This window comes from Streptomyces filipinensis (genome assembly GCF_014649495.1).
GTDB lineage: Bacteria > Actinomycetota > Actinomycetes > Streptomycetales > Streptomycetaceae > Streptomyces > Streptomyces filipinensis.
Window position 1 is genome coordinate 90,479 of record NZ_BMTD01000017.1, and the last position, 19,896, is coordinate 110,374.

General features: G+C 72.7%; 12 protein-coding genes. 9 read left to right on the top strand and 3 right to left on the bottom strand.

The genetic code is table 11. The annotated features are described in order from the left end of the window. Positions 1-49 precede the first annotated feature (49 nt). Positions 50-682, top strand: a complete 633-nt coding sequence (locus IE244_RS31150; RefSeq protein WP_191876905.1) for a hypothetical protein — start codon at positions 50-52, stop codon at positions 680-682. Between the two features lie 538 nt (positions 683-1,220). On the opposite strand, the gene IE244_RS31155 is transcribed toward IE244_RS31150, so the two are convergent. Beyond that, positions 1,221-1,841, bottom strand: coding sequence for a hypothetical protein (locus IE244_RS31155; RefSeq protein ID WP_191876906.1), 621 nt, complete (start codon positions 1,839-1,841; stop codon positions 1,221-1,223). 267 nt (positions 1,842-2,108) lie between these two features. Further along, positions 2,109-4,274: a RecQ family ATP-dependent DNA helicase gene (locus IE244_RS31160; protein ID WP_191876907.1), complete on the bottom strand. Its 2,166-nt coding sequence runs from the start codon at positions 4,272-4,274 to the stop codon at positions 2,109-2,111. A gap of 142 nt (positions 4,275-4,416) precedes the next feature. Here IE244_RS31160 and IE244_RS31165 point away from each other — a divergent pair, with 142 nt between their 5' ends. From IE244_RS31165 to IE244_RS31200, 7 genes are all read left to right on the top strand, one after another. Further along, entirely contained in the window at positions 4,417-6,009 is a 1,593-nt protein-coding gene (locus IE244_RS31165) for a DUF4192 domain-containing protein (RefSeq protein WP_191876908.1), read from the top strand. Positions 6,010-6,476: 467 nt separating this feature from the next. Then, positions 6,477-8,657: a glycogen debranching N-terminal domain-containing protein gene (locus IE244_RS31170; RefSeq protein ID WP_229854443.1), complete on the top strand. Its 2,181-nt coding sequence runs from the start codon at positions 6,477-6,479 to the stop codon at positions 8,655-8,657. 129 nt (positions 8,658-8,786) lie between these two features. Next, positions 8,787-9,545 (top strand): NUDIX hydrolase, encoded by a 759-nt coding sequence (locus IE244_RS31175; RefSeq protein WP_191876909.1) that lies wholly within the window; start codon positions 8,787-8,789, stop codon positions 9,543-9,545. Between the two features lie 164 nt (positions 9,546-9,709). Continuing rightward, a complete protein-coding gene (locus IE244_RS42385; protein ID WP_229854445.1) occupies positions 9,710-12,769 on the top strand; it encodes an ATP-binding cassette domain-containing protein in 3,060 nt (1,019 codons plus the stop codon). Between the two features lie 162 nt (positions 12,770-12,931). Further along, positions 12,932-13,819, top strand: coding sequence for a FadR/GntR family transcriptional regulator (locus tag IE244_RS31190; RefSeq protein WP_191876910.1), 888 nt, complete (start codon positions 12,932-12,934; stop codon positions 13,817-13,819). 437 nt (positions 13,820-14,256) lie between these two features. Continuing rightward, positions 14,257-15,801 (top strand): RNA polymerase sigma factor, encoded by a 1,545-nt coding sequence (locus IE244_RS31195; RefSeq protein WP_191876911.1) that lies wholly within the window; start codon positions 14,257-14,259, stop codon positions 15,799-15,801. A gap of 122 nt (positions 15,802-15,923) precedes the next feature. Next, positions 15,924-16,784 (top strand): serine protease, encoded by an 861-nt coding sequence (locus tag IE244_RS31200; protein ID WP_191876912.1) that lies wholly within the window; start codon positions 15,924-15,926, stop codon positions 16,782-16,784. Positions 16,785-16,884: 100 nt separating this feature from the next. Here IE244_RS31200 and IE244_RS31205 read toward each other — a convergent pair whose 3' ends face one another. Beyond that, positions 16,885-17,121 carry a DUF7455 domain-containing protein gene (locus IE244_RS31205; RefSeq protein WP_191876913.1) on the bottom strand — a complete coding sequence of 79 codons (237 nt, stop codon included), beginning with the start codon at positions 17,119-17,121 and terminating at the stop codon, positions 16,885-16,887. Between the two features lie 441 nt (positions 17,122-17,562). Between IE244_RS31205 and IE244_RS31210 the strand changes: the two genes are divergently transcribed. Then, the gene (locus IE244_RS31210) at positions 17,563-19,686 is read left to right on the top strand and encodes a DNA gyrase/topoisomerase IV subunit B (RefSeq protein ID WP_191876918.1); all 2,124 of its coding nucleotides are present in this window, start codon (positions 17,563-17,565) and stop codon (positions 19,684-19,686) included. Positions 19,687-19,896: the final 210 nt, after the last annotated feature.

A 19,896-nucleotide genomic window follows, 5' to 3' on the forward strand; every position in this document is an offset into this window, starting at 1 on the left:
GTGCCCCCCGGCCACCCGCGCCGCACCAATGTTTGATAAATATCAGCTCATGCCTCTCATTCCCGAGGAGCCTCAGATTCACGAGAGTGCCCAGGGTCCCCGCGCCACGCCCGCCAGCGGCCGTACCGCGCCGACCCCCCGCCCCGTACCCGGCCCCCGCCCCGCGGCTCCGTCCCGCCCCGGTCGCCCCGGCCCTCCGCGGCCGGCGCCGCCGGTACAGCGCACACCGCGTGACGTGACTCCGGCCCATCCGGGCCCGTCGGGCCCGGCCGCTCCCGCCGCCGTGCCGGCCGGCCCGCAGATCCAGCTGATCCCGGCCTCGGCCGAGGGAGCGGTCGACGCCGCCGACGAGGCGGTGGACCTGCTCCTGGACTCGGGCCGTGCCCCCGGCGACGTGCTCGTGCTCACCACCGGGTCCCAGCACCCGTGGGCGGAACACGAGTTGTCCTTCGGCGAAGCCTCCTACTGGGCGCAGCACGATGCCGGTGACGACGTCTTCTATGCCGACGCCGCCGCCGTCTCCCGCGCCGCGTCCCGCCCCGTGGTCGTCGTGGCCGTCAACGGAGGCCCCGCTTCCGTTGCCGCCTCGGCCCTTCCGCTGGCCCATGCCCGGGCCGGTGCCCTGCTGATCGTCTGCGGTGACCCGCAGCAGATCAACTCGGTGCTGGGCGCCGGCGTCTGAGCCGACCTCGGCACCTCGGGGCAACCGGGGCGGCGAACGAGCCGCTCCGGCGGCATCCGCACGGCGTCGTCCTCGGCATGCCCGGACGACGGGACGGCCGTTCCCTTCCTGGGGCGGCCTCCCCGCGACGCCGGGTGCACGGCGGTGGTCGTCCACAGGGAGGGCCGATCCCGGTGACGTCCTCGGATGCCGGCTGGATACCGGGATGCCGACATCGGCGACGGTGACCGACCCCGTACCCGTCGCCGTGCGCGCCCGGAGCGGCTCGTGGGAGACGGCCGCGCAGCCAGGCCGGGGCATGGGCGATTCGGTCTCCTACGGCTCGCACGACCGCCGGACGCCGCGCAGGTGCCGGTCCGTTCCCGGCGGGACACGGGCCGCACTGTCCCGGGCGACATACCTCTCCCAGGTGCGGCGGGGGCCTCGTCCGTGCGGCGGCCTGGCATCCCGAACGGCGCGCGGTTGCTGCGCTGACCGCACGGCCCCGTCGAGGACGCCGGAGACCGTCGTCCGCGAACTCGACCCGCTGCCCTGCCCTTCAGCGGGCCGCCGCGCGGCGGAGCACCTCGGAGACGGGGCCACCGGTGCGCGGCACGAGCGGCGGGGCCTCGGACATGGCGAGGGGTTCCGGTGCGCTGTCGGCGTTGGGACGGCGTCCGCTGCGTCCCTCGCCGAGCACGTGCCAGCCGTCGTGGGTCAGCGTGATGTACGCCCCGCACCGCAGCCCGTGCAGCGTGCAGGCGTCGCGCAGGCCCCACATCCAGGCCCCGTCCTCCTCCGTCCAATGCGCGTCGCCCTCACGGCAGTAGACGAGTACGGCCGTGCGCACCGGGGTGCGGCGCCGCAGGTCGTGCGGAATGACCCGGCGCAGCTGTGAGAGCAGCGCGTTGCGGAACATCCAGCCGTCGGCCGGGGCCGGACGGCGCGTGAACGAGGCGCTGGCGCACAGCCGCTCCTCCGGATCGAGCACGGCCACGATCGCCGTGGAGGGCATCGGCGCATGGCGGGCATGCAGCCCGCTGACGACCTCACGAGGGTTGCGCAGCAGAGGGATTCCGGCGGCGGCCCATTCGGCGGGCTCGAGCAGGCGATTGGCGGAAGCGGCGGACGCGGACGTCGACAAGGAGGCCGCCGAGGACGAGGCGAATCCGAAGGACACGTTCCTCCCTTCGGCTACGCGCCCATACTGCGGGCGAGGTCGGATTCGAGGGACCGCGCACCGCAGCAAAGCCCTACCTGATCGCGGACGAGCCGTGCGGGGAGCGGACCTCAATTCTTCCTGCCGAACTGGGATGCGGCAACGAGCAATTGGGGCCACCGACTGGTATCTGGCGGTGCGTGGCTTATATCCCTACCCAAAGGCCGGCCCCATGATGCCTGGGGCACGGGGGGCCTGCCCGCAGGGCTGCCGCGGGCCGGTGCGCGCTCACCCCTGGACGGCCAGGACCAGCGGCAACACCCCCCGCGCGCCGGACCTTCTGAGCAGACGCGCCGCGACCGCGAGGGTCCAGCCCGTCTCCGTGAAGTCGTCGACCAGCAGCACCGGGCCGCCCGCCTCGGCGAGCGCCGACGCGAGGGCGGGCGGCACCGTCAACGCACCGTCGAGGGCCTTCAGCCGTTGCGCGCTGTTGCTGCGGGGGACCCGCGGCACGTCCTCGGCGTACTCGACGGAACCGAGCAGCGGCAGCCGTCCGATCTCGGCGATCCGGGACCCCAGGGACCGGATCAGCAGGGGCCGGGTCCGCGAGGCCACGGTGACGACACCCACCGGCCGGGCCTGGGCGTCGGACGCGCCGGACGCCCAGCCGCCGGGCCCTTTCGCCCAGTCGGCCAGAACACCCACCACGGCCCGCGCCACGTCGTCCGGCACAGCGGTGTCCGGCGTCTGGGGGCCGAAGAGCGGACGCAGTCGATTGCCCCAGCCGATGTCCGACAGCCGCCCCAGAGCCCGCCCCGGTGAGGCCTGTTCACCGGCCGGAATGCGTCCCTTGAGGTCGATGCCGATGGCCGGCAGGCCCGTCGGCCACATACGACGGGGTTCCACCTCGACGCCGGCACGGCCCAGGTCGCTGCGCGCCGCGTCCACCGCCGCCGCGGACGAGTCGGCGGCGAAGCGCGGGCCGGCGCAGTTGTCGCAGCGGCCGCAGGGCTTGGCACCCTCGTCGTCCAGCTGACGCTGCAGGAACTCCATCCGGCACTCGGTGGTGGACGCGTAGGCGCGCATCGCCTCCTGTTCGGCCGCGCGCTGCCGGGCCACCCAGTCGTAGCGCTCGGTGTCGTACGACCAGGGCTGCCCGGTGGCGATCCAGCCGCCCTTGACGCGACGGACCGCTCCGTCCACGTCCAGGACCTTCAGCATGGTTTCCAGGCGGGAGCGACGCAGCTCGACCAGGGGTTCCAGCGCGGGCAGCGACAGCGGGCCGCCCGCCCGGGCGAGGACGTCCAGGGTGCGCCGGACCAGTTCCTCGGAGGGGAAGGCGAGCGACGCGAAGTACTCCCAGATCGCCTCGTCCTCCTTGCCGGGCAGCAGCAGTACCTCGGCGTGTTCCACCCCGCGGCCGGCGCGGCCGACCTGCTGGTAGTAGGCGATGGGGGAGGAGGGGGAGCCGAGGTGGATCACGAAGCCGAGATCCGGCTTGTCGAAGCCCATGCCGAGCGCCGAGGTGGCGATCAGCGCCTTGACCCGGTTGGCGAGCAGATCGTCCTCGGCCTGCTGGCGCTCGGCGTTCTCCGTCTTGCCCGTGTACGAGGCGACGCGGTGCCCGCGCTGCCGCAGGAACGCGGTGACCTCCTCGGCGGCGGCGACGGTGAGCGTGTAGACGATGCCGGAGCCCGGCAGGTCGTCGAGGTGGTCGGCGAGCCAGGCCATCCGGTGCGCGGCGTCGGGCAGCCGCAGCACGCCGAGACTGAGGCTCTCCCGGTCCAGCGGTCCACGCAGCACCAGCGCGTCCGACGTGCCGCCGGTGCCCAGCTGCTCGGCGACATCCGCGGTCACACGGGCATTGGCCGTGGCGGTGGTGGCCAGCACGGGGACACCGGGCGGGAGGTCGGCGAGCATGGTGCGCAGCCGCCGGTAGTCGGGGCGGAAGTCGTGACCCCAGTCGGAGATGCAGTGGGCCTCGTCCACGACCAGCAGGCCCGTCGCGGCGGACAGCTTGGGCAGGACCTGGTCGCGGAAGTCCGGGTTGTTCAGACGCTCCGGACTGACGAGCAGGACGTCGACCGCACCGGCCGCGATCTCGGCCTGGACGGCGTCCCACTCCTCGGTGTTGGCGGAGTTGATGGTACGGGCGTGGATGCCGGCCCGAGCTGCGGCCTCCACCTGGTTGCGCATGAGCGCGAGCAGGGGCGAGACGATGACCGTGGGGCCGCTCCCTCTGGCCCGCAGCAGCGAGGTCGCGACGAAGTACACCGCGGACTTGCCCCATCCCGTGCGCTGCACCACCAGGGCCCGGCGCCGCTCGGCGACCAGTGCCTCGATCGCCCGCCACTGGTCCTCGCGCAGCCGGGCCGCGCCCGTGGCATCCCCGACGAGCCGGGCGAGGACGGCGTCCGCCTGCGCCCGGAGATCCGCGTTGCTCGTGTGCTCCATGCATCCCATACAACAGGACAGGACTGACAAGCGGGCGGCGCCCGGTGCGGTCTGTGGACAGCCGGGACGGTGTTGTTGTGTCCCTGACCCGACTTGTCCACAGGGCCAACCGGAATCTCAAGATCCGCGAGATCGTCGGCGCATGACGAATCACAGCGAAACCGCCGGACCGTTCGAAAACAGCGACATCTCCGGACAGGAGCCGTCCGTCGGCCTGTCCGCCCACGACACACAGGTCACGTTGCGCACCCCCGCCGAACTGGCCGACGCCCTGCCCTACCTCCTCGGCTACCGCCCGGAGGACAGCATGGTGCTGGTGGCCCTGCACGACCGCGAGAGTCGGGGGCGTTTCGGCGGCCGGGCCCGCCTCGGCATCCCCGCGAACGAGGAGGACTGGGAGGCGGCCGCGCGCCAGCTCGCCCACGGACTGGTGACCGGCAGCGAACGACGGGGCGCCCGGCCCGAGCAGATGGTGGCCTACATCTGCCAGGAACCCTCCCCGGGAGAGTCGGGCCGCGACGTCAAACGACGGCTCGAACGGCTGGCCCACCTCCTGCGCACCCAGTGCGGCGACCTCGACGTGCCGGTCATCGAGGCACTGTGCATCTCCGACGGGCGCTTCTGGTCGTACTGCTGCCCGACCGAGGCCTGCTGCCCCGGGGACGGCTCGCCGATGGGCCTTCCCGGCACCTCCGTGCTGGCCGCCGCGGCCACCTACGCCGGCATCCAGGTCCGGGGCACGCTGCGCGAGTTGCGCGCCAGGCTGCAGCCCTGGGAGACGACCGCGGCCCTGGAGCAGGAGATCGCCCTGGACGCGGCCGGGATGGCTCTGGTGCCCCGCATTCTCGACGAGGGGTCCCGCGCGGCAGTGGCGGAGGAGACCCTGGGCCTCGCGGAGCGGGTCATCCGCCGCTTCGCCGCCGCGGCTCCGGTGTCCGGCGCACATCCCGCCGACCTGCGAGACGACGGCCTCCTGGCACACGACGAGGCGGCGACGCTGATCCTCGGACTCCAGGACCGCACGACCCGCGACCGTGCGGCCGTGTGGATGGAGGGCGACGAGGCGGGTCCGGCTCTCCGGCTCTGGCGCGCCCTGGCCCGCCGCTGCGTCGGTCCCTACGGCGAGCACGCCGCTGCCCCACTGACCCTGGCCGGTTGGGTCGCCTGGTCGACCGGTGACGAGTTGGAGGCCCGTGAGGCGCTGGCCATGGCGCTGGGCGCGGATCCCGATTACCTCTTCGCCCGGCTGCTGCACCAGGCCTGCAACGAAGGCATCGATCCGGAATCGGTCCGCCGCTGCCTGCGCGCCGAGCGCGCGGGGCGTACACCGGCGGACCACGCCGCACAGCCGCATCCGGAGCGGAAGGCGGCGCCCGCAGCGCTCGCGGCCGGCGACGAGGCGACGTCCGCAGCGCTCGCGGCCGGTGAAGAGGCGACGCCCGCGGCGAGCGCCGTCGCGAACGGCGAGGACGCCGAGCCGGGCCGGGGAACGGTGACACGCCGACGGCGCCGGGTGCGTTCCGCCGACGGCGGCGATGCCCCGCGCGCGGCTCGGTCCACCGGCGGCCGGAGGAGGCCGGCCGGCTCCCGCCCCGGCTCCCCGGCAGCCGTGCCCTCGCGCCCCGGCAGCCGCGGCCAGGACGGCACGCGCCCGCGGGCGGCGGAGCCGGGTGGCACCACGACCAGCGCGGTTCCGCCGCGAAAGGATCGAGGCAAGTCCGAGGAGGAGGGGTGAGCGTCGTACGGGTGAGCGTGGGAGGATCCCCGCTTCAGCAGGTCTGCGGCAGGAAGCCGCGTGGCCCCTCGGCGGACGCCTCGGGACGCGGGGCACGGCCCTGGAGCTCGCTGCGAAGGCGGTCTCGCGGGAGCCGGTGCGACTGCCGCGCCGGCGGCACCCTTCTGGCCCGCTTGACCGGCGGGGGCGACCGGACACACCCGACCGCTCGGGTCGTGTGCGAGGGCCCACCGCACGTCCGCTGGTGGTGGCGGCGCGCCACCGGCCTCCCCGGCACCGCCGCCCCCGCCCCCCGGCCCACGGACGGCTTCACCGAGGCGAGCCGTGACCCGGACGAGCCTCGCTCCGTTCACCTGAGTGGCGGAGCGCCCGCAAAGGCCCGGCCGCCGTACGACCCGTGTCCTGCGGCGCGCCCCTCCGGCCGCCCGGCAGGGCAGAGGCGCACCGAGCGCAGAGGAAGCCACCCCATGCACCAGCAGCCGACTCCGCCCTCCCCCGTCGATGACGAACGCCCGCCCTGGGCCCGGCGCGACTGGTTCCCGCCGGACGGTGCCGCCACGGCACGGCAGACCGTCGCCCGGCCCTCGCCGAGGAACCCCGGGCCGAACGGCTCGGCGGGCCACGGAAGGCCACCGGTCCCGGACCGGGGCCGCCGGACCACCGCGGCCCCGTCGGTGCGCACACCGCAGGACAGCCGTCCGGCCCCCGAGCTGCCGCCGACGCACACCGCCTTGATCTGTGTCGCCCTGCCCGGTCTCGCCATCTCCGGTGAGGGACAGCTGACCGGCCGGGGACTGGACGGGTTCTACCGAGGTGGCAGGCGCCTGCTCTCACGGTGTCAGGTCCGCGTGGCCGGCCGCGAACCGCTGGCCGTACAGGCCAGGATGACCGGCGCCGACAGTGCCCGTTTCGTGGGCACACTGCACGCTTCTCCGTCGGCGGGCCCCGATCCGGATGTCCTGGTCGAGCGGATCCGCCGTGCCGACGGAACCGAACGGATCATCCTCCGCAACGCGGCCGCGCGACCGCTCAGGCTGCCCGTCGAGGTCGCCCTCGGCACGGACCTCGCCGAACTCGGCACCATCGCCTCGGGCCGGGCAGGGCCCGAACTTCCGGCGACCGTCCACGACTCGGGCCTGCGCTGGGCCACGGCCGGAGCCGCCGCCTCCGTCACCGCGGACCCGCCGCCCGCCGACGCCCTCGCCTCGGCCGGACTGCTGCGCTGGGAACTGGAAGTGCCCGCGGGCGGCACGGCGGCGGTGGAGCTCCGGGTGCGGCTCGACGGCGCCGGCCCGCTGCGGGCGGCGGGGCAGGCCACGACCAGTCCGTTCGCTCCCGCCAGAGCGGCCGGCGACGACTCCCGGGTGGCCCCGCTGCTGCACGCGGCGGTGGCCGACCTCCAGGCCCTGCTCCTGCGCGACCCCGCCCACCCCGCCGACACCCACCTCGCGGCGGGCGCGCCCTGGCGCTGCGGCATGGCCCCCGCCGACGCACTGGCGGCGGCCCGCATGACACTGCCGCTCGGCACCCGGCTCGCCGCGGGCACACTGCGCACCCTGGCCCGCACCCAGCTTCCGGACCGCAGCCCACGGCCCGGCATGATCCCCGGACCACGACGCGACGCCGGCCCACTCCTGCCGCCCGGATGCACGGGCACGGAGGCCACCCTGCTCTTCCCCGTCCTGCTCGCCGAGGCCCGCCGCTGGGGCCTGCCGGAGCAGGAGACGACAGAGCTGCTGCCCACGGCGGAACGCTGTCTCACCTGGCTGCGCAGTACCGCGGGCGACGGCCCCTACCTCCACGACCCGCAACCCGGAGGTCCGGCCCGCTGCGAGACACAGGCCCACGCGTATCGGGCCGCCCTGCTCGGCGCCGATCTCCTGGACGCGTACGACCGTCCCGGTGCCGACGACTTACGGCAGTGGGCCCAGGCCCTGCAGACGGCCTTCCGGGCCGACTTCTGGGTCGCGGACCGCGGCGGCGGACGCCCCGCCGCGGCCCTGGCACCCGACGGCCGTCCTGTGCCGCACCTCGGCTCCACCGCCGTCCACCTCCTCGACACCGGCCTGCTCGGCTCCGGCCGGCTCGCCCCGGGCCTGCTGGACGCCGTGCAGACGGAACAGCTCGCCCGGCTGCTCGGAACCCCCGCCATGGACGCGGGCTGGGGGTTGCGCGGCCTCGGCGCCAAGGAGGCGGGACACAACCCGTTCGGTCACCGGACCGGAGCCGTCCGGGTGCACGACACCGCACTCGCCGTCGCCGGACTGGCCGCCGCCGGCTATGAGAAGGAATCCGCCGGCCTGCTGAGAGGGCTGCTGGAAGCGGCGGAACACTTCGGTCACCGGCTGCCGGAGATGTTCGGCGGAGAGCAGCGATCTGGCGGGAGCGCTCCCCTTCCGCACCCCGCGGCCTGCCGGCCGGCGGCCACCGCGGCGGCCTCCGTGATCATGATGCTCACCTCGCTCGCGGGCATCCGCCCGGACGCCCCCGCCCGCACAATCACCCTGAGCCCCGTGCGGAGCGCGCCGCTCGGCGAACTCGGTCTGACGGGGCTGCGCGTCGCCGGTGCGCCGTTCGCCGTGCGGGTCAGCCGGCTGGGGCTCGCCATGGTCGAGGAGGCGGCGGACGGCCTGCAACTGGGAGTGTGACCTCGTATGACGCGAGGGGGACGGGGATGGGAGCCGGCCCCGTGGCCCGCACCGGTACGAAGTGGAACCACGATCGATGCGGTCGGCGAGGGGAGTGTTTATCGTCAGGAAGACGACTATGATCGCCGCATGCCCTACGACCCGTCAGCCTTCCCGCCCTTCGCCGTCACCGTGGACCTGGTCGTGCTGACCGTGCGCCGCCATGCCCTGTGCGCGCTGGCGGTCCGCAGGGGCGAGCCGCCGTTCCAGGGGCGCTGGGCGCTGCCCGGCGGTTTCGTACGGGCCGACGAGGACCTCTCCCAGGCAGCGGCGCGCGAGCTCGCCGAGGAGACCGGGCTGTGTGCACACGGCCCCGCGGCCCCGGCCCAGGACAACGGCGCCCACCTCGAACAACTCGCCACCTATGGCGACCCCGAAAGGGATCCGCGGATGCGCGTGGTGAGCGTCGCGCACCTCGCGCTCGCGCCCGACCTGCCGGCGCCGCGGGCGGGAGGCGATGCCAGCAACGCCCGCTGGGCGCCCGTCGAGGAACTGCTCCAGCAGGGCGGTTACGGCCGCGACGGCGAGCCCATGGCACCGCTCGCCTTCGACCACGCCCAGATCCTCGCCGACGGGGTGGAGCGGGCCCGGTCCAAGATCGAGTACTCATCGCTGGCCACCGCGTTCTGCCCGAGCGAGTTCACCGTCGGCGAGCTGCGCAGGGTGTACGAGGCGGTGTGGGGGGTGGCGCTCGATCCGCGCAACTTCCACCGCAAGGTCACCGGGACCCCCGGATTCCTCGTCCCCACCGGAGGTACGACCACGCGCCAGGGGGGACGGCCGGCCCAGCTCTTCAGGGCCGGCGGCGCCACCCTGCTCAATCCGCCGATGCTGCGTCCCGAGGTCTGAGGCGTACGGGTTCGCGGGCCGCCCGGACCGCCCGGCGTGCCGACCGCACATGCCGAGCCCGGCTCCGTCGAACGGCGGACGCCAAGCGGGTCGACTCGCATTGCATGCATTAGCAGATCGGGTTATACCCGAAAAACCGGACATTACGCGCTATCTTGCTGCAGGTGATCCATGCCTTCGGACTGACCAGCAATCCCCGCAAGGCGCACCCGCCCGCCGTCGACGACGTCTCCTTCGAAGCACGCGCGGGAGATGTCACGGTGCTCCTCGGAGGTGCCGGCGCGGGCAAGACGACGGCGCTCAGACTGATGCTCGAGCTTCAACAGGGGCGCGGCATCACCTACTTCAAGGGGCGGCCCCTGCACCGGATCGCCCATCCGGCACGGGAAGTCGGTGTGCTCCTCGGCGACGTACCGGGGCATCCGGCCCGCTCGGTCCGCGGCCATCTGCGCATGTTGTGCGCGGCTTCGGGAGTACCCGCGCGACGGGCCGACGAGGTTCTCGAAGCGGTGGGCCTCGTCAGCCTCCGCGAGGAGCGGCTCGGCACGCTCTCACGCGGAATGGACCGCAGACTCGGCCTGGCCTGTGCCCTGCTGCCCGACCCGCACACGCTCGTCCTGGACGAACCCGCCGACGGACTCTCGGCCCGTGAGGCGCAGTGGCTGCACGGCATGCTGCGGGCCCATGCCGACCAGGGCGGCACGGTGCTCTACAGCTCCGCCGATCCCAAGGAGGCTGCACGCACGGCCGACCGGGTCGTCACCCTGGACCGCGGCAGACTCGTGGCCGACCAGGAGGCGCGGGAGTTCGCCCGTACCCGGCTGCGTCCGCGCGTGGCGGTCCGCAGCCCGCACGCGGCGCGTCTCGCGGCTCTGCTCACCAAGGAGGCCCGCACCACCCGCCGCTCTGTCGAAGTCGTGCACGAGGGCGGCAATCGTCTCTCGGTGTACGGCTCCACGACCGCCGACATCGGCGACGCGGCCTTCCGTCATGGCATCCTCATCCACCAACTGGCCGACGAGGTCGGTGACATGGGGCCGGGTGCCGGTGCCGGACCCGTCGTCCTCTCGTCGGGGGACGCGGGTGTGGTGGCGTCGAAGGGGCCGGCGGCAGACGGGGGCGACGCCGGCTCGTCGCCGGCGGAGCCCGGGCCGCCCGTCGGCGGTTCGGTGGCGGGGGAGCCGGGTGCCTCGTGGGCCGGCGGCGGGCCGGGCGCCGGTGCCGGACCCGTCGTCCCCTCGTCGGCGGATGCGGGCGTGGTGGCGTCGAAGGAGCCGGCGGCAGACAGGGGCGACGCCGGCTCGTCGTCGGTGGCGCGTGGGGCGACCGTCCGCGGCTTGCTGATGCCCGAGAGGGCCGTGCCCGGCTTGCCGACGGTGAAGTCCGGCGCCTCGTGGGTCGGCGTGGCCGCGTCGCTGTCGGGCCCTGTGGCGCCTGCGTGGTCGGTGGCGGAGCCGGATGCGCCGCCGCTCGGCTCGTCCGAGGCGGAGCCGGACGTCGAAGCATCAGGCCTCTTGCCGGGAGAGCCGGGCGCCCCGCCGCCGGATACCTCCGCGCGGGACCGGAGCGCCATGCCGTTCGGCTTCTCGGTGGGGAACCGCGAGAACGCCCCATCGGACACCTCGCCGCCGCAGGGGGGTACGCCCAGCGGCTCCCGGCGGGAAGAACCGTCGGCGGGGGAGGAATCGCCCTCGGGGCACGGCGAGCGGGCTCCCGGCGCCGAGGCGGCGTCGCTCGGAGAGGGTTCCCGCCTCTCCTCGGGTGAAGGGCCGTCGGCGCGGGAGTCGGCGCAGGCCGCCGACGGTGAGGTGCCGTCGCACGCAGAGGCGCCCGGTACTCGCCCGGGTACCGAGCAGACCGAGACCACTCGTCCGGTGTCGACCGAAGGCGCTTCGCCTGCCGGCACCGGCACGGAAACCGGCAGATCGGCGCACGCCGGCGCCGAGCCGGACGGCATGGAGATGCCTGCCGGGGCGGGGACGCCCGACGGAACGGACGGCACCCACCGCGTGGAGGCGCGCGAAGGCGTGGGCGGGTCGCTCGGAGAGAACGCGCCCGGTGGCGTCGCGTCCGGCGAAGACGCGGGCGACGGTCACGACGCCCCTGACGGCCACGACGCGCCCCCCGGGGAGGACGCTCCGGACGGAGGTGGAGCCGGAGACGTCCCCGCCGAGGTGCTGGCGGGAGCCCGCGGCGCGCGGACCGTCGAAGCCGCGAGCACGGCGCGCGCCGCGCGCGACGCGGTCTCGGCGGCCCGGGGGCCGCAGACCGGCCTCACGAACGCCCTGGCAGGCCGTATCCCCGCCCTCCGCATCCCCGCCCTCCGCATCCGGCTCCCCGGCGCCAGGAATCCCTGCAGCCGTCAGCCGGACTCCCCGCAGAGGTCCCGTCCTGCCGGTGCCAGTGGCCTCGACACCCTGCCCCCGCTCCCACCCCCCATCACCGTGCGTCCCGCCCCCAGCCCCCTGCGTCCCCTGCGCTACGAGCTCCGGCGCGCGACCGGGATCGGCGTCGGCTTCGTCACCTGCGGCGCCGTACTGGTGGTGTCCGCGCTCACCGCCGTACTGCTGGGCAGGCTCGGCCACACCCCGCAGGCGCGACTGTTCGCCGCGTGGCCGCGGCAGCTGCCGCTGCCGCCCGCCGCGCTCGCGGCAGGACTGCTCGGTGCGCTGGCCTTCGGGGACGAGTTCCGCCACCCCGCCCTCGCGGCGGACCGCGGCACCGTGCCCCGCCGGCTGGGGCTGCTCACCGCGAAACTGCTCGTCTCCGGAGCCACCGCGGTGCTGCTGGCCTTCCTCACCATGGGCTGCGACGCCGAAGCGCTCTACATCGTCTACGGACGGGAGCTGACACAAGTTCCCGCCGACTGGCTTTCGCTGAGCGCCAGTTGGTTCGGCCTGGTCGTCGGCTGTGCCTGGGCCGGTGTCCTGGCGGCCGGTGTGTTCCGGTCCACCACGGGTGGCCTGGCGGCCGTACTGGCCGTGCCCGTTGTCGTCGTTCCCCTCGTGGACAAGGTGACGCAGGGGTCGGCCCTGCGCACGGCTGCCGGGTTCCCGGTGCGGATGCGGGAGGTCTACCTGCTGCAGTGGCCGTTCGGAGGTGAACGCTACCTGCTCGGACTGGTACGCGTGCTCGCCCAACCCGTGGGCGGAGCCCTGGCGTTGTCACTGTCGGCACTGCTGTGCGCGTATCTGTTCACGACGCTGCGCGCCCGGTTCCAGTGACGAGCATGCGCACACATCCGGTCCCGGCATGTGCACAACTCCCCGCGGAAAGCCCATTTCTTTCCGATAAGGCGTCAATTGCGACGGGGTGAGCGATCACCCTTTCGTGTGCTTTTCACCAAAGACCTCAAGGGAGTTGGAGGCGACGCCGACAAAGGATCCGTGAGTACCCTTGCGCACACCATGATGACCGCCGCCCGCTCCACCGACTCCGGTCTGGCCGGCCCGGGCGATCTCGACCGCTACCCCTACGCAGAGTCCCAGGTGGGCGATCGCGTCGCAGCGCCCACCTGGGAAGGTGCGGACCCCGACCTGGGCCGCGTCGGCCGGCGTGCCGCGGGCAGCCGCGGACGTGGACTGCACGGCCAGCTCGTCCAGCAGCTCGGCCAGATGATCGTCTCCGGCGACCTCGGCGCGGACCGTCCGCTGGTGCCCGAGGAGATCGGCCAGCGCTTCGAGGTCTCCCGCACCGTCGTCCGCGAGTCGCTCCGTGTCCTCGAAGCCAAGGGCCTGGTCAGCGCCCGCCCGAACGTCGGCACGCGTGTGCGTCCCGTCAGTGACTGGAATCTGCTCGATCCGGACATCATCGAGTGGCGGGCCTTCGGCCCCCAGCGCGACGACCAGCGCCGCGAGCTGAGCGAGCTGCGCTGGACGATCGAGCCGCTCGCCGCCCGCCTCGCCGCCGGGCACGGGCGAGAGGAGGTGCAGCAGCGCCTCTGTGACATGGTCGAGATCATGAGCCATGCCATGGCGCAGGGCGACGCGCTGACGTACTCGCGCGCCGACGGAGAGTTCCACGGCCTGCTCATCCAGATCGCCGGCAACCGCATGCTGGAGCACCTCTCCGGGATCGTCTCGGCGGCCCTGCAGGTCTCCGGCGGCCCGGTCACGTCCTGTGACCGGCCGAACGAGGCGTCTCTCGCGCAGCACGCGCGGATCGTCGACGCGCTCGGCACCGGCGACGGCGCGGCGGCCGAGGCGGCCATGCGTCAACTGCTCACGGTCCACCCCGAGGTCGAGCGCGTGGTGCCCGCCCCGCGCGAGCACTGACCCCCGCGGCCAAGGCGGTGCGGTCGCCGGTGCGTGGCGTCCTCGTGGTGCTCGTGGCGGCGCCGGGCTCGGTGCCGGACGTCGCCGGACCCCGCCGGACCCTGTGCGGTCCGGCGGGGTCCAGCGGTGCGACGGGCCCGCCGCGGTCCTCCGCGTGGCCGGGCGAGACGCCAAGGCTAAACCTATTTGTCTATTTCTGAATGCTTTTGATCGCTTACGGGGTGTGACTCGGGCCACGCAGATTGGGCGTAACGCTCGCGGAGACAGCGCGATGACCTAAGAGGTGACAGCCGCGGAGGGAATACGGACGCCATGACAGGCGCTGTGCATCTCCCAGGCCCCCGCCCGCGCCGTCGGCCATCCCCAGGCCGGTGGTCGGCTCCTGTCCGCAGTGGACGGTGCCGGAAGCCGTTTTCCAACGTTCCGAGAGGTTGTTCGTGTCGGCCAGCACATCCCGTACGCTCCCGCCGGAGATCGCCGAGTCCGTCTCTGTCATGGCGCTCATTGAGCGGGGAAAGGCTGAGGGGCAGATCGCCGGCGACGATGTGCGTCGGGCCTTCGAAGCTGACCAGATTCCGGCCACTCAGTGGAAGAACGTACTGCGCAGCCTCAACCAGATTCTTGAGGAAGAGGGTGTGACGCTGATGGTCAGTGCCGCAGAGCCCAAGCGCACCCGCAAGAGCGTCGCAGCGAAGAGTCCGGCCAAGCGCACCGCCACCAAGACGGTCGCGGCGAAGACGGTGACGACCAGGAAGGCCACCACCGCCACCGCGGCCGCCCCCACGGCGTCCGCCGCTCCGGTCACCGCCGATTCCGCCGAGGAAGCCGCACCCGCCAAGAAGGCCGCCGCCAAGAAGACGACCGCCAAGAAGGCGGTCGCCAAGAAGACCGTCGCCAAGAAGACGGCCGCCAAGAAGACCACGGCCAAGAAGGACGACGTCGAGCTTCTTGAGGACGAGGTTCTCGAGGACACCAAGGTCGCCGACGAGCCCGAGGGTGCCGAGAGCGCGGGCTTCGTCCTGTCCGACGAGGACGAGGACGACGCGCCCGCGCAGCAGGTCGCCGCGGCCGGCGCCACCGCCGACCCGGTCAAGGACTACCTGAAGCAGATCGGCAAGGTCCCCCTGCTCAACGCCGAGCAGGAGGTCGAGCTGGCCAAGCGCATCGAGGCGGGTCTGTTCGCCGAGGACAAGCTGGCCAACGCCGACAAGCTGGCGCCGAAGCTGAAGCGCGAGCTGGAGATCATCGCCGAGGACGGCCGCCGCGCCAAGAACCACCTGCTGGAGGCCAACCTCCGTCTGGTGGTGTCCCTGGCCAAGCGCTACACCGGCCGCGGCATGCTCTTCCTGGACCTCATCCAGGAGGGCAACCTCGGTCTGATCCGCGCGGTCGAGAAGTTCGACTACACCAAGGGCTACAAGTTCTCCACGTACGCCACCTGGTGGATCCGTCAGGCCATCACCCGCGCCATGGCCGACCAGGCCCGCACCATCCGTATCCCGGTGCACATGGTCGAGGTCATCAACAAGCTCGCGCGCGTGCAGCGCCAGATGCTCCAGGACCTGGGCCGCGAGCCCACCCCGGAGGAGCTGGCCAAGGAACTCGACATGACCCCGGAGAAGGTCATCGAGGTCCAGAAGTACGGCCGCGAGCCCATCTCGCTGCACACCCCCCTGGGTGAGGACGGCGACAGCGAGTTCGGTGACCTCATCGAGGACTCCGAGGCCGTCGTCCCGGCCGACGCGGTCAGCTTCACGCTCCTGCAGGAGCAGCTCCACTCCGTTCTGGACACCCTGTCCGAGCGCGAGGCCGGCGTCGTCTCCATGCGGTTCGGGCTCACCGACGGTCAGCCGAAGACCCTCGACGAGATCGGCAAGGTGTACGGCGTGACGCGTGAGCGCATCCGCCAGATCGAGTCCAAGACCATGTCGAAGCTGCGCCACCCGTCGCGTTCCCAGGTGCTGCGCGACTACCTCGACTAGGTCGCGGTCGTACGACGGCGAAGGCCCGGCTCCCCGTGTGGGAGCCGGGCCTTCGTGCTGCGCGCATCCACGTCGTGGATCACCCTGGGTGTTCCCAGCACCACCCGGAGTGAGGAGCCTGCATGCGTCGTTCCGTTGCCCGGTCACTGATCCGGCCGCTTGCCCTGGCGGCCGCCATGACCGTCATACCCCTGGTCAACGCGACACCCGTGGCCGCCGACAGCGTGGTGGTCGGGGGCTTTCCGATAGATGTCTCCCAGGCCCCGTGGACGGTCGCCCTGTCCAGCCGTGACCGGTTCGGCGGTACACGGGCGGGCCAGTTCTGCGGGGGCGTGGCGGTCGCACGGACGACGGTGCTCACCGCGGCTCACTGCCTCGGCGAGGATGTCCTCGGGGCCCCTCCCAGCCGCATGCGGGACCTGAAGGTCATCGCGGGCCGCACCGACCTCCTGTCGGCGGAAGGCCAGGAGATCCCCGTACGGGACGCCCGGATCAACCCCGGGTACGACAGCGAGACCCACGCCGGCGACTTCGCCGTGATCACGCTCGCCAAGGAGCTGCCGCAGAGCGCGGTCGTCCCCATGGCGAGTGCGGGCGACCCGGCCTACACGCCGGGCACCGAGGCCCTGGTCTCCGGATGGGGTGACACCAGTGGCGCGGGCGCCTACCCGCGCACGCTGCACGCCGCACGGGTGCGTGTGCTGGCCGACGACCTCTGCACCCGTGCCTACCCGGGTGGCCCCGACGGCACCTATCGCGCCGACAGCATGCTCTGCGCCGGAGAACCCGCCGGCGGCCCGGACGCCTGCCAGGGCGACAGTGGCGGCCCGCTGGTGGCGGCAGGGCGGCTGGTCGGGCTCGTGTCCTGGGGGAGCGGCTGCGGCAGGCCGGGCAACCCCGGCGTCTACACCCGCGTATCCGACGTCGTACGGGGCCTGGGAGCGGCCTCAGGGAGCCAGAAACGGCCCCAGGCGCGCCCCTGAGGCGCTCGCACGGGGCATGAGCACGGGCGGCCGCTCCACGGCAGGAGCGGCCGCCCGTTCACCGGCCTGCGCCGGGGCTGGCTCGTCGTGTGTGCGAGATTCAGCGCTCTTCTTCGGAAGCGGTGCCCGTGCCCGGAAGGGACGTCAGCCGCTCCGTCTCGTCCTGTATCTCAGCGGCGATCTTCTTGAGTTCCGGCTCGAACTTGCGACCGTGGTGGGCGCAGAAGAGCAGTTCTCCGCCGCTCAGCAAGACGACGCGCAGGTATGCCTGGGCGCCGCAGCGGTCGCAGCGATCGGCGGCCGTCAGCGGGCTCGCGGGGGTCAGAACAGTAGTCACGTCGCCTCTTCTCTAGCTCGACGAGCTGTCGTACCAGGGTCAACATCCAACCAGCCCGAAAACGTTCCCGCTCGTGGCTTTTCCTCGAAAAAATTCTTCCGGGGCGGCTGTTTGCTGCCGGTTGGCGGCGAATGTGCCGTAGTGCGTCTCTTGTGCTGCTTACGGTTTCGCGCAGTGTTGTGTCTCGGTCCTCCAGGCCGGGTTGCCTGTTGTTCATGAGGACGTGCCCGGAGCCTAAATGGTTCATGCCTCCAAGGGAACGTGATGTGTACTTCACTCCATCGAGGGATCGAACACGCATGCGAGCGTGGACTAGTCTGAGTTCTCGACGAGGGTGGCGTTACACCGGCTCTACCAGGCCTCGGTACCCTCTGAGCGGCAACCGAAGCCGTCCCCTTACCCAGTAGGGGGTCAACTGAAATTCAGCGAGGAGCGAACCGCGTGACCGCCGACACGTCCGTGCCGTCCACAGCGCTGCTGGCAGGAGCAGACCGGGACGGTTCCAACTACACCGCGCGGCACCTGCTCGTCCTCGAGGGCCTCGAGGCCGTGCGCAAGCGCCCTGGCATGTACATCGGCTCGACCGACAGCCGCGGTCTGATGCACTGCCTCTGGGAGATCATCGACAACTCCGTCGACGAGGCCCTCGCAGGTGTCTGCGACCGCATCGAGGTGGTCCTCCACGACGACGGCTCCGTGGAGGTGCGCGACAACGGCCGCGGCATCCCCGTGGACGTCGAGCCCAGGACCGGCCTGTCCGGCGTCGAGGTCGTCATGACCAAACTGCACGCGGGCGGAAAGTTCGGCGGCGGCTCGTACGCCGCCTCCGGCGGTCTGCACGGCGTCGGCGCCTCCGTGGTCAACGCCCTGTCCGCCCGTCTCGACGTCGAGGTGGACCGCGGCGGCCACACCCACGCCATCAGCTTCCGGCGTGGTGTGCCGGGCGCCTTCGGGGCCGACGGCGCCGAGGCGAAGTTCGAGGCCAAGAGCGGGCTGCGCAAGACCAAGAAGATCCCCAGGACCCGCACCGGCACGCGCGTGCGGTACTGGGCCGACCGGCAGATCTTCCTCAAGGACGCCAAGCTCTCCCTGGAGAACCTGCACCAGCGCGCCCGCCAGACCGCCTTCCTGGTGCCGGGCCTGACCATCGTCGTCCGCGACGAGCTCGGCCTCGGCGAGGGCGGCAGCAAGGGCGAGGAGTCCTTCCGCTTCGACGGCGGCATCAGCGAGTTCTGTGAGTACCTGGCGGGCGACAGGCCGGTCTGCGACGTGCTGCGCTTCTCGGGCCAGGGGACCTTCAAGGAGACCGTTCCGGTCCTGGACGAGCACGGTCAGATGACCCCCACCGAGGTCACCCGCGAGCTGGGCGTCGACATCGCCATGCGCTGGGGCACCGGCTACGACACCACGACCCGGTCCTTCGTCAACATCATCGCCACGCCGAAGGGCGGCACCCATGTCGCCGGCTTCGAACAGGCTCTCACCCAGACGCTGAACGACGTCCTGCGGGCCAAGAAGATGCTGCGCGTGGCCGAGGACAACATCGTCAAGGACGACGCCCTGGAGGGCCTCACCGCCGTCGTCACCGTGCGCCTGGCCGAGCCGCAGTTCGAGGGTCAGACCAAGGAGGTCCTCGGTACGTCGGCGGCCCGCCGCATCGTGAACAACGTGGTCACCAAGGAACTGAAGGCGTTCCTGACCGCCACCAAGCGGGACGCCGCCGCCCAGGCCCGGGTCGTCATGGAGAAGGTGGTGGCCGCCGCCCGTACGCGCGTCGCGGCCCGCCAGCACAAGGACGCCCAGCGGCGTAAGACCGCCCTGGAGTCCTCGTCCCTGCCGGCGAAGCTCGCCGACTGCCGCAGCGACGACGTCGACCGCAGCGAGCTCTTCATCGTCGAGGGCGACTCCGCGCTCGGTACGGCCAAGCTGGCGCGGAACTCCGAGTTCCAGGCCCTGCTGCCGATCCGCGGCAAGATCCTGAACGTGCAGCGGTCGTCCGTGACCGACATGCTCAAGAACGCGGAGTGCGGCGCGATCATCCAGGTCATAGGAGCGGGCTCGGGGCGTACCTTCGACATCGACCAGGCCCGCTACGGCAAGATCATCATGATGACCGACGCCGATGTGGACGGCTCCCACATCCGCTGCCTGCTGCTCACGCTGTTCCAGCGCTACATGCGGCCGATGGTCGAGGCCGGCCGGGTCTTCGCCGCTGTGCCGCCGCTGCACCGCATCGAGATCGTCCAGCCGAAGAAGGGCCAGGACAAGTACGTCTACACGTACTCGGACCGCGAGCTGCGCGACAAGCTCATGGAGTTCCAGAGCAAGGGCATCCGGTACAAGGACTCCATCCAGCGCTACAAGGGTCTGGGCGAGATGGACGCCGACCAGCTGGCCGAGACCACGATGGACCCCCGCCACCGCACCCTGCGGCGGATCAACCTCGCCGACCTGGAGGCCGCTGAGCAGGTCTTCGACCTGCTGATGGGCAACGACGTGGCGCCCCGCAAGGAGTTCATCTCCAACTCGGCGGCCACGCTGGACCGGTCGCGCATCGACGCGTAGCCGCCGCGCCGGGCTTCGGCCGACAGGTTTGCCCGCGGCGGGTTGAGCGGGGTACGCCCGGGGCGGCGCGAGCGGAGTCGGTTCGGAGCCGGCCGCGCCGCGCCCGCGGGGCTCGGGTGCCTGCGGGGCCGGGGAGCCGGCGAAGGGCGACGGTGAGCCGTTCTCCGCCGACCCGAGGCCGTCCTCGCGGGCCGGGCGGGGGCCGGCGGC

What these genes read in the sequence shown, in the direction of transcription:
- IE244_RS31150 (WP_191876905.1), top strand. Translation starts at nt 50, where the DNA reads ATGCCTCTCATTCCCGAGGAGCCTCAGATTCACGAGAGTGCCCAGGGT.
- IE244_RS31160 (WP_191876907.1), bottom strand. Translation starts at nt 4,274, where the DNA reads ATGGAGCACACGAGCAACGCGGATCTCCGGGCGCAGGCGGACGCCGTC.
- IE244_RS31165 (WP_191876908.1), top strand. Translation starts at nt 4,417, where the DNA reads ATGACGAATCACAGCGAAACCGCCGGACCGTTCGAAAACAGCGACATC.
- IE244_RS31170 (WP_229854443.1), top strand. Translation starts at nt 6,477, where the DNA reads ATGCACCAGCAGCCGACTCCGCCCTCCCCCGTCGATGACGAACGCCCG.
- IE244_RS31175 (WP_191876909.1), top strand. Translation starts at nt 8,787, where the DNA reads ATGCCCTACGACCCGTCAGCCTTCCCGCCCTTCGCCGTCACCGTGGAC.
- IE244_RS31200 (WP_191876912.1), top strand. Translation starts at nt 15,924, where the DNA reads ATGCGTCGTTCCGTTGCCCGGTCACTGATCCGGCCGCTTGCCCTGGCG.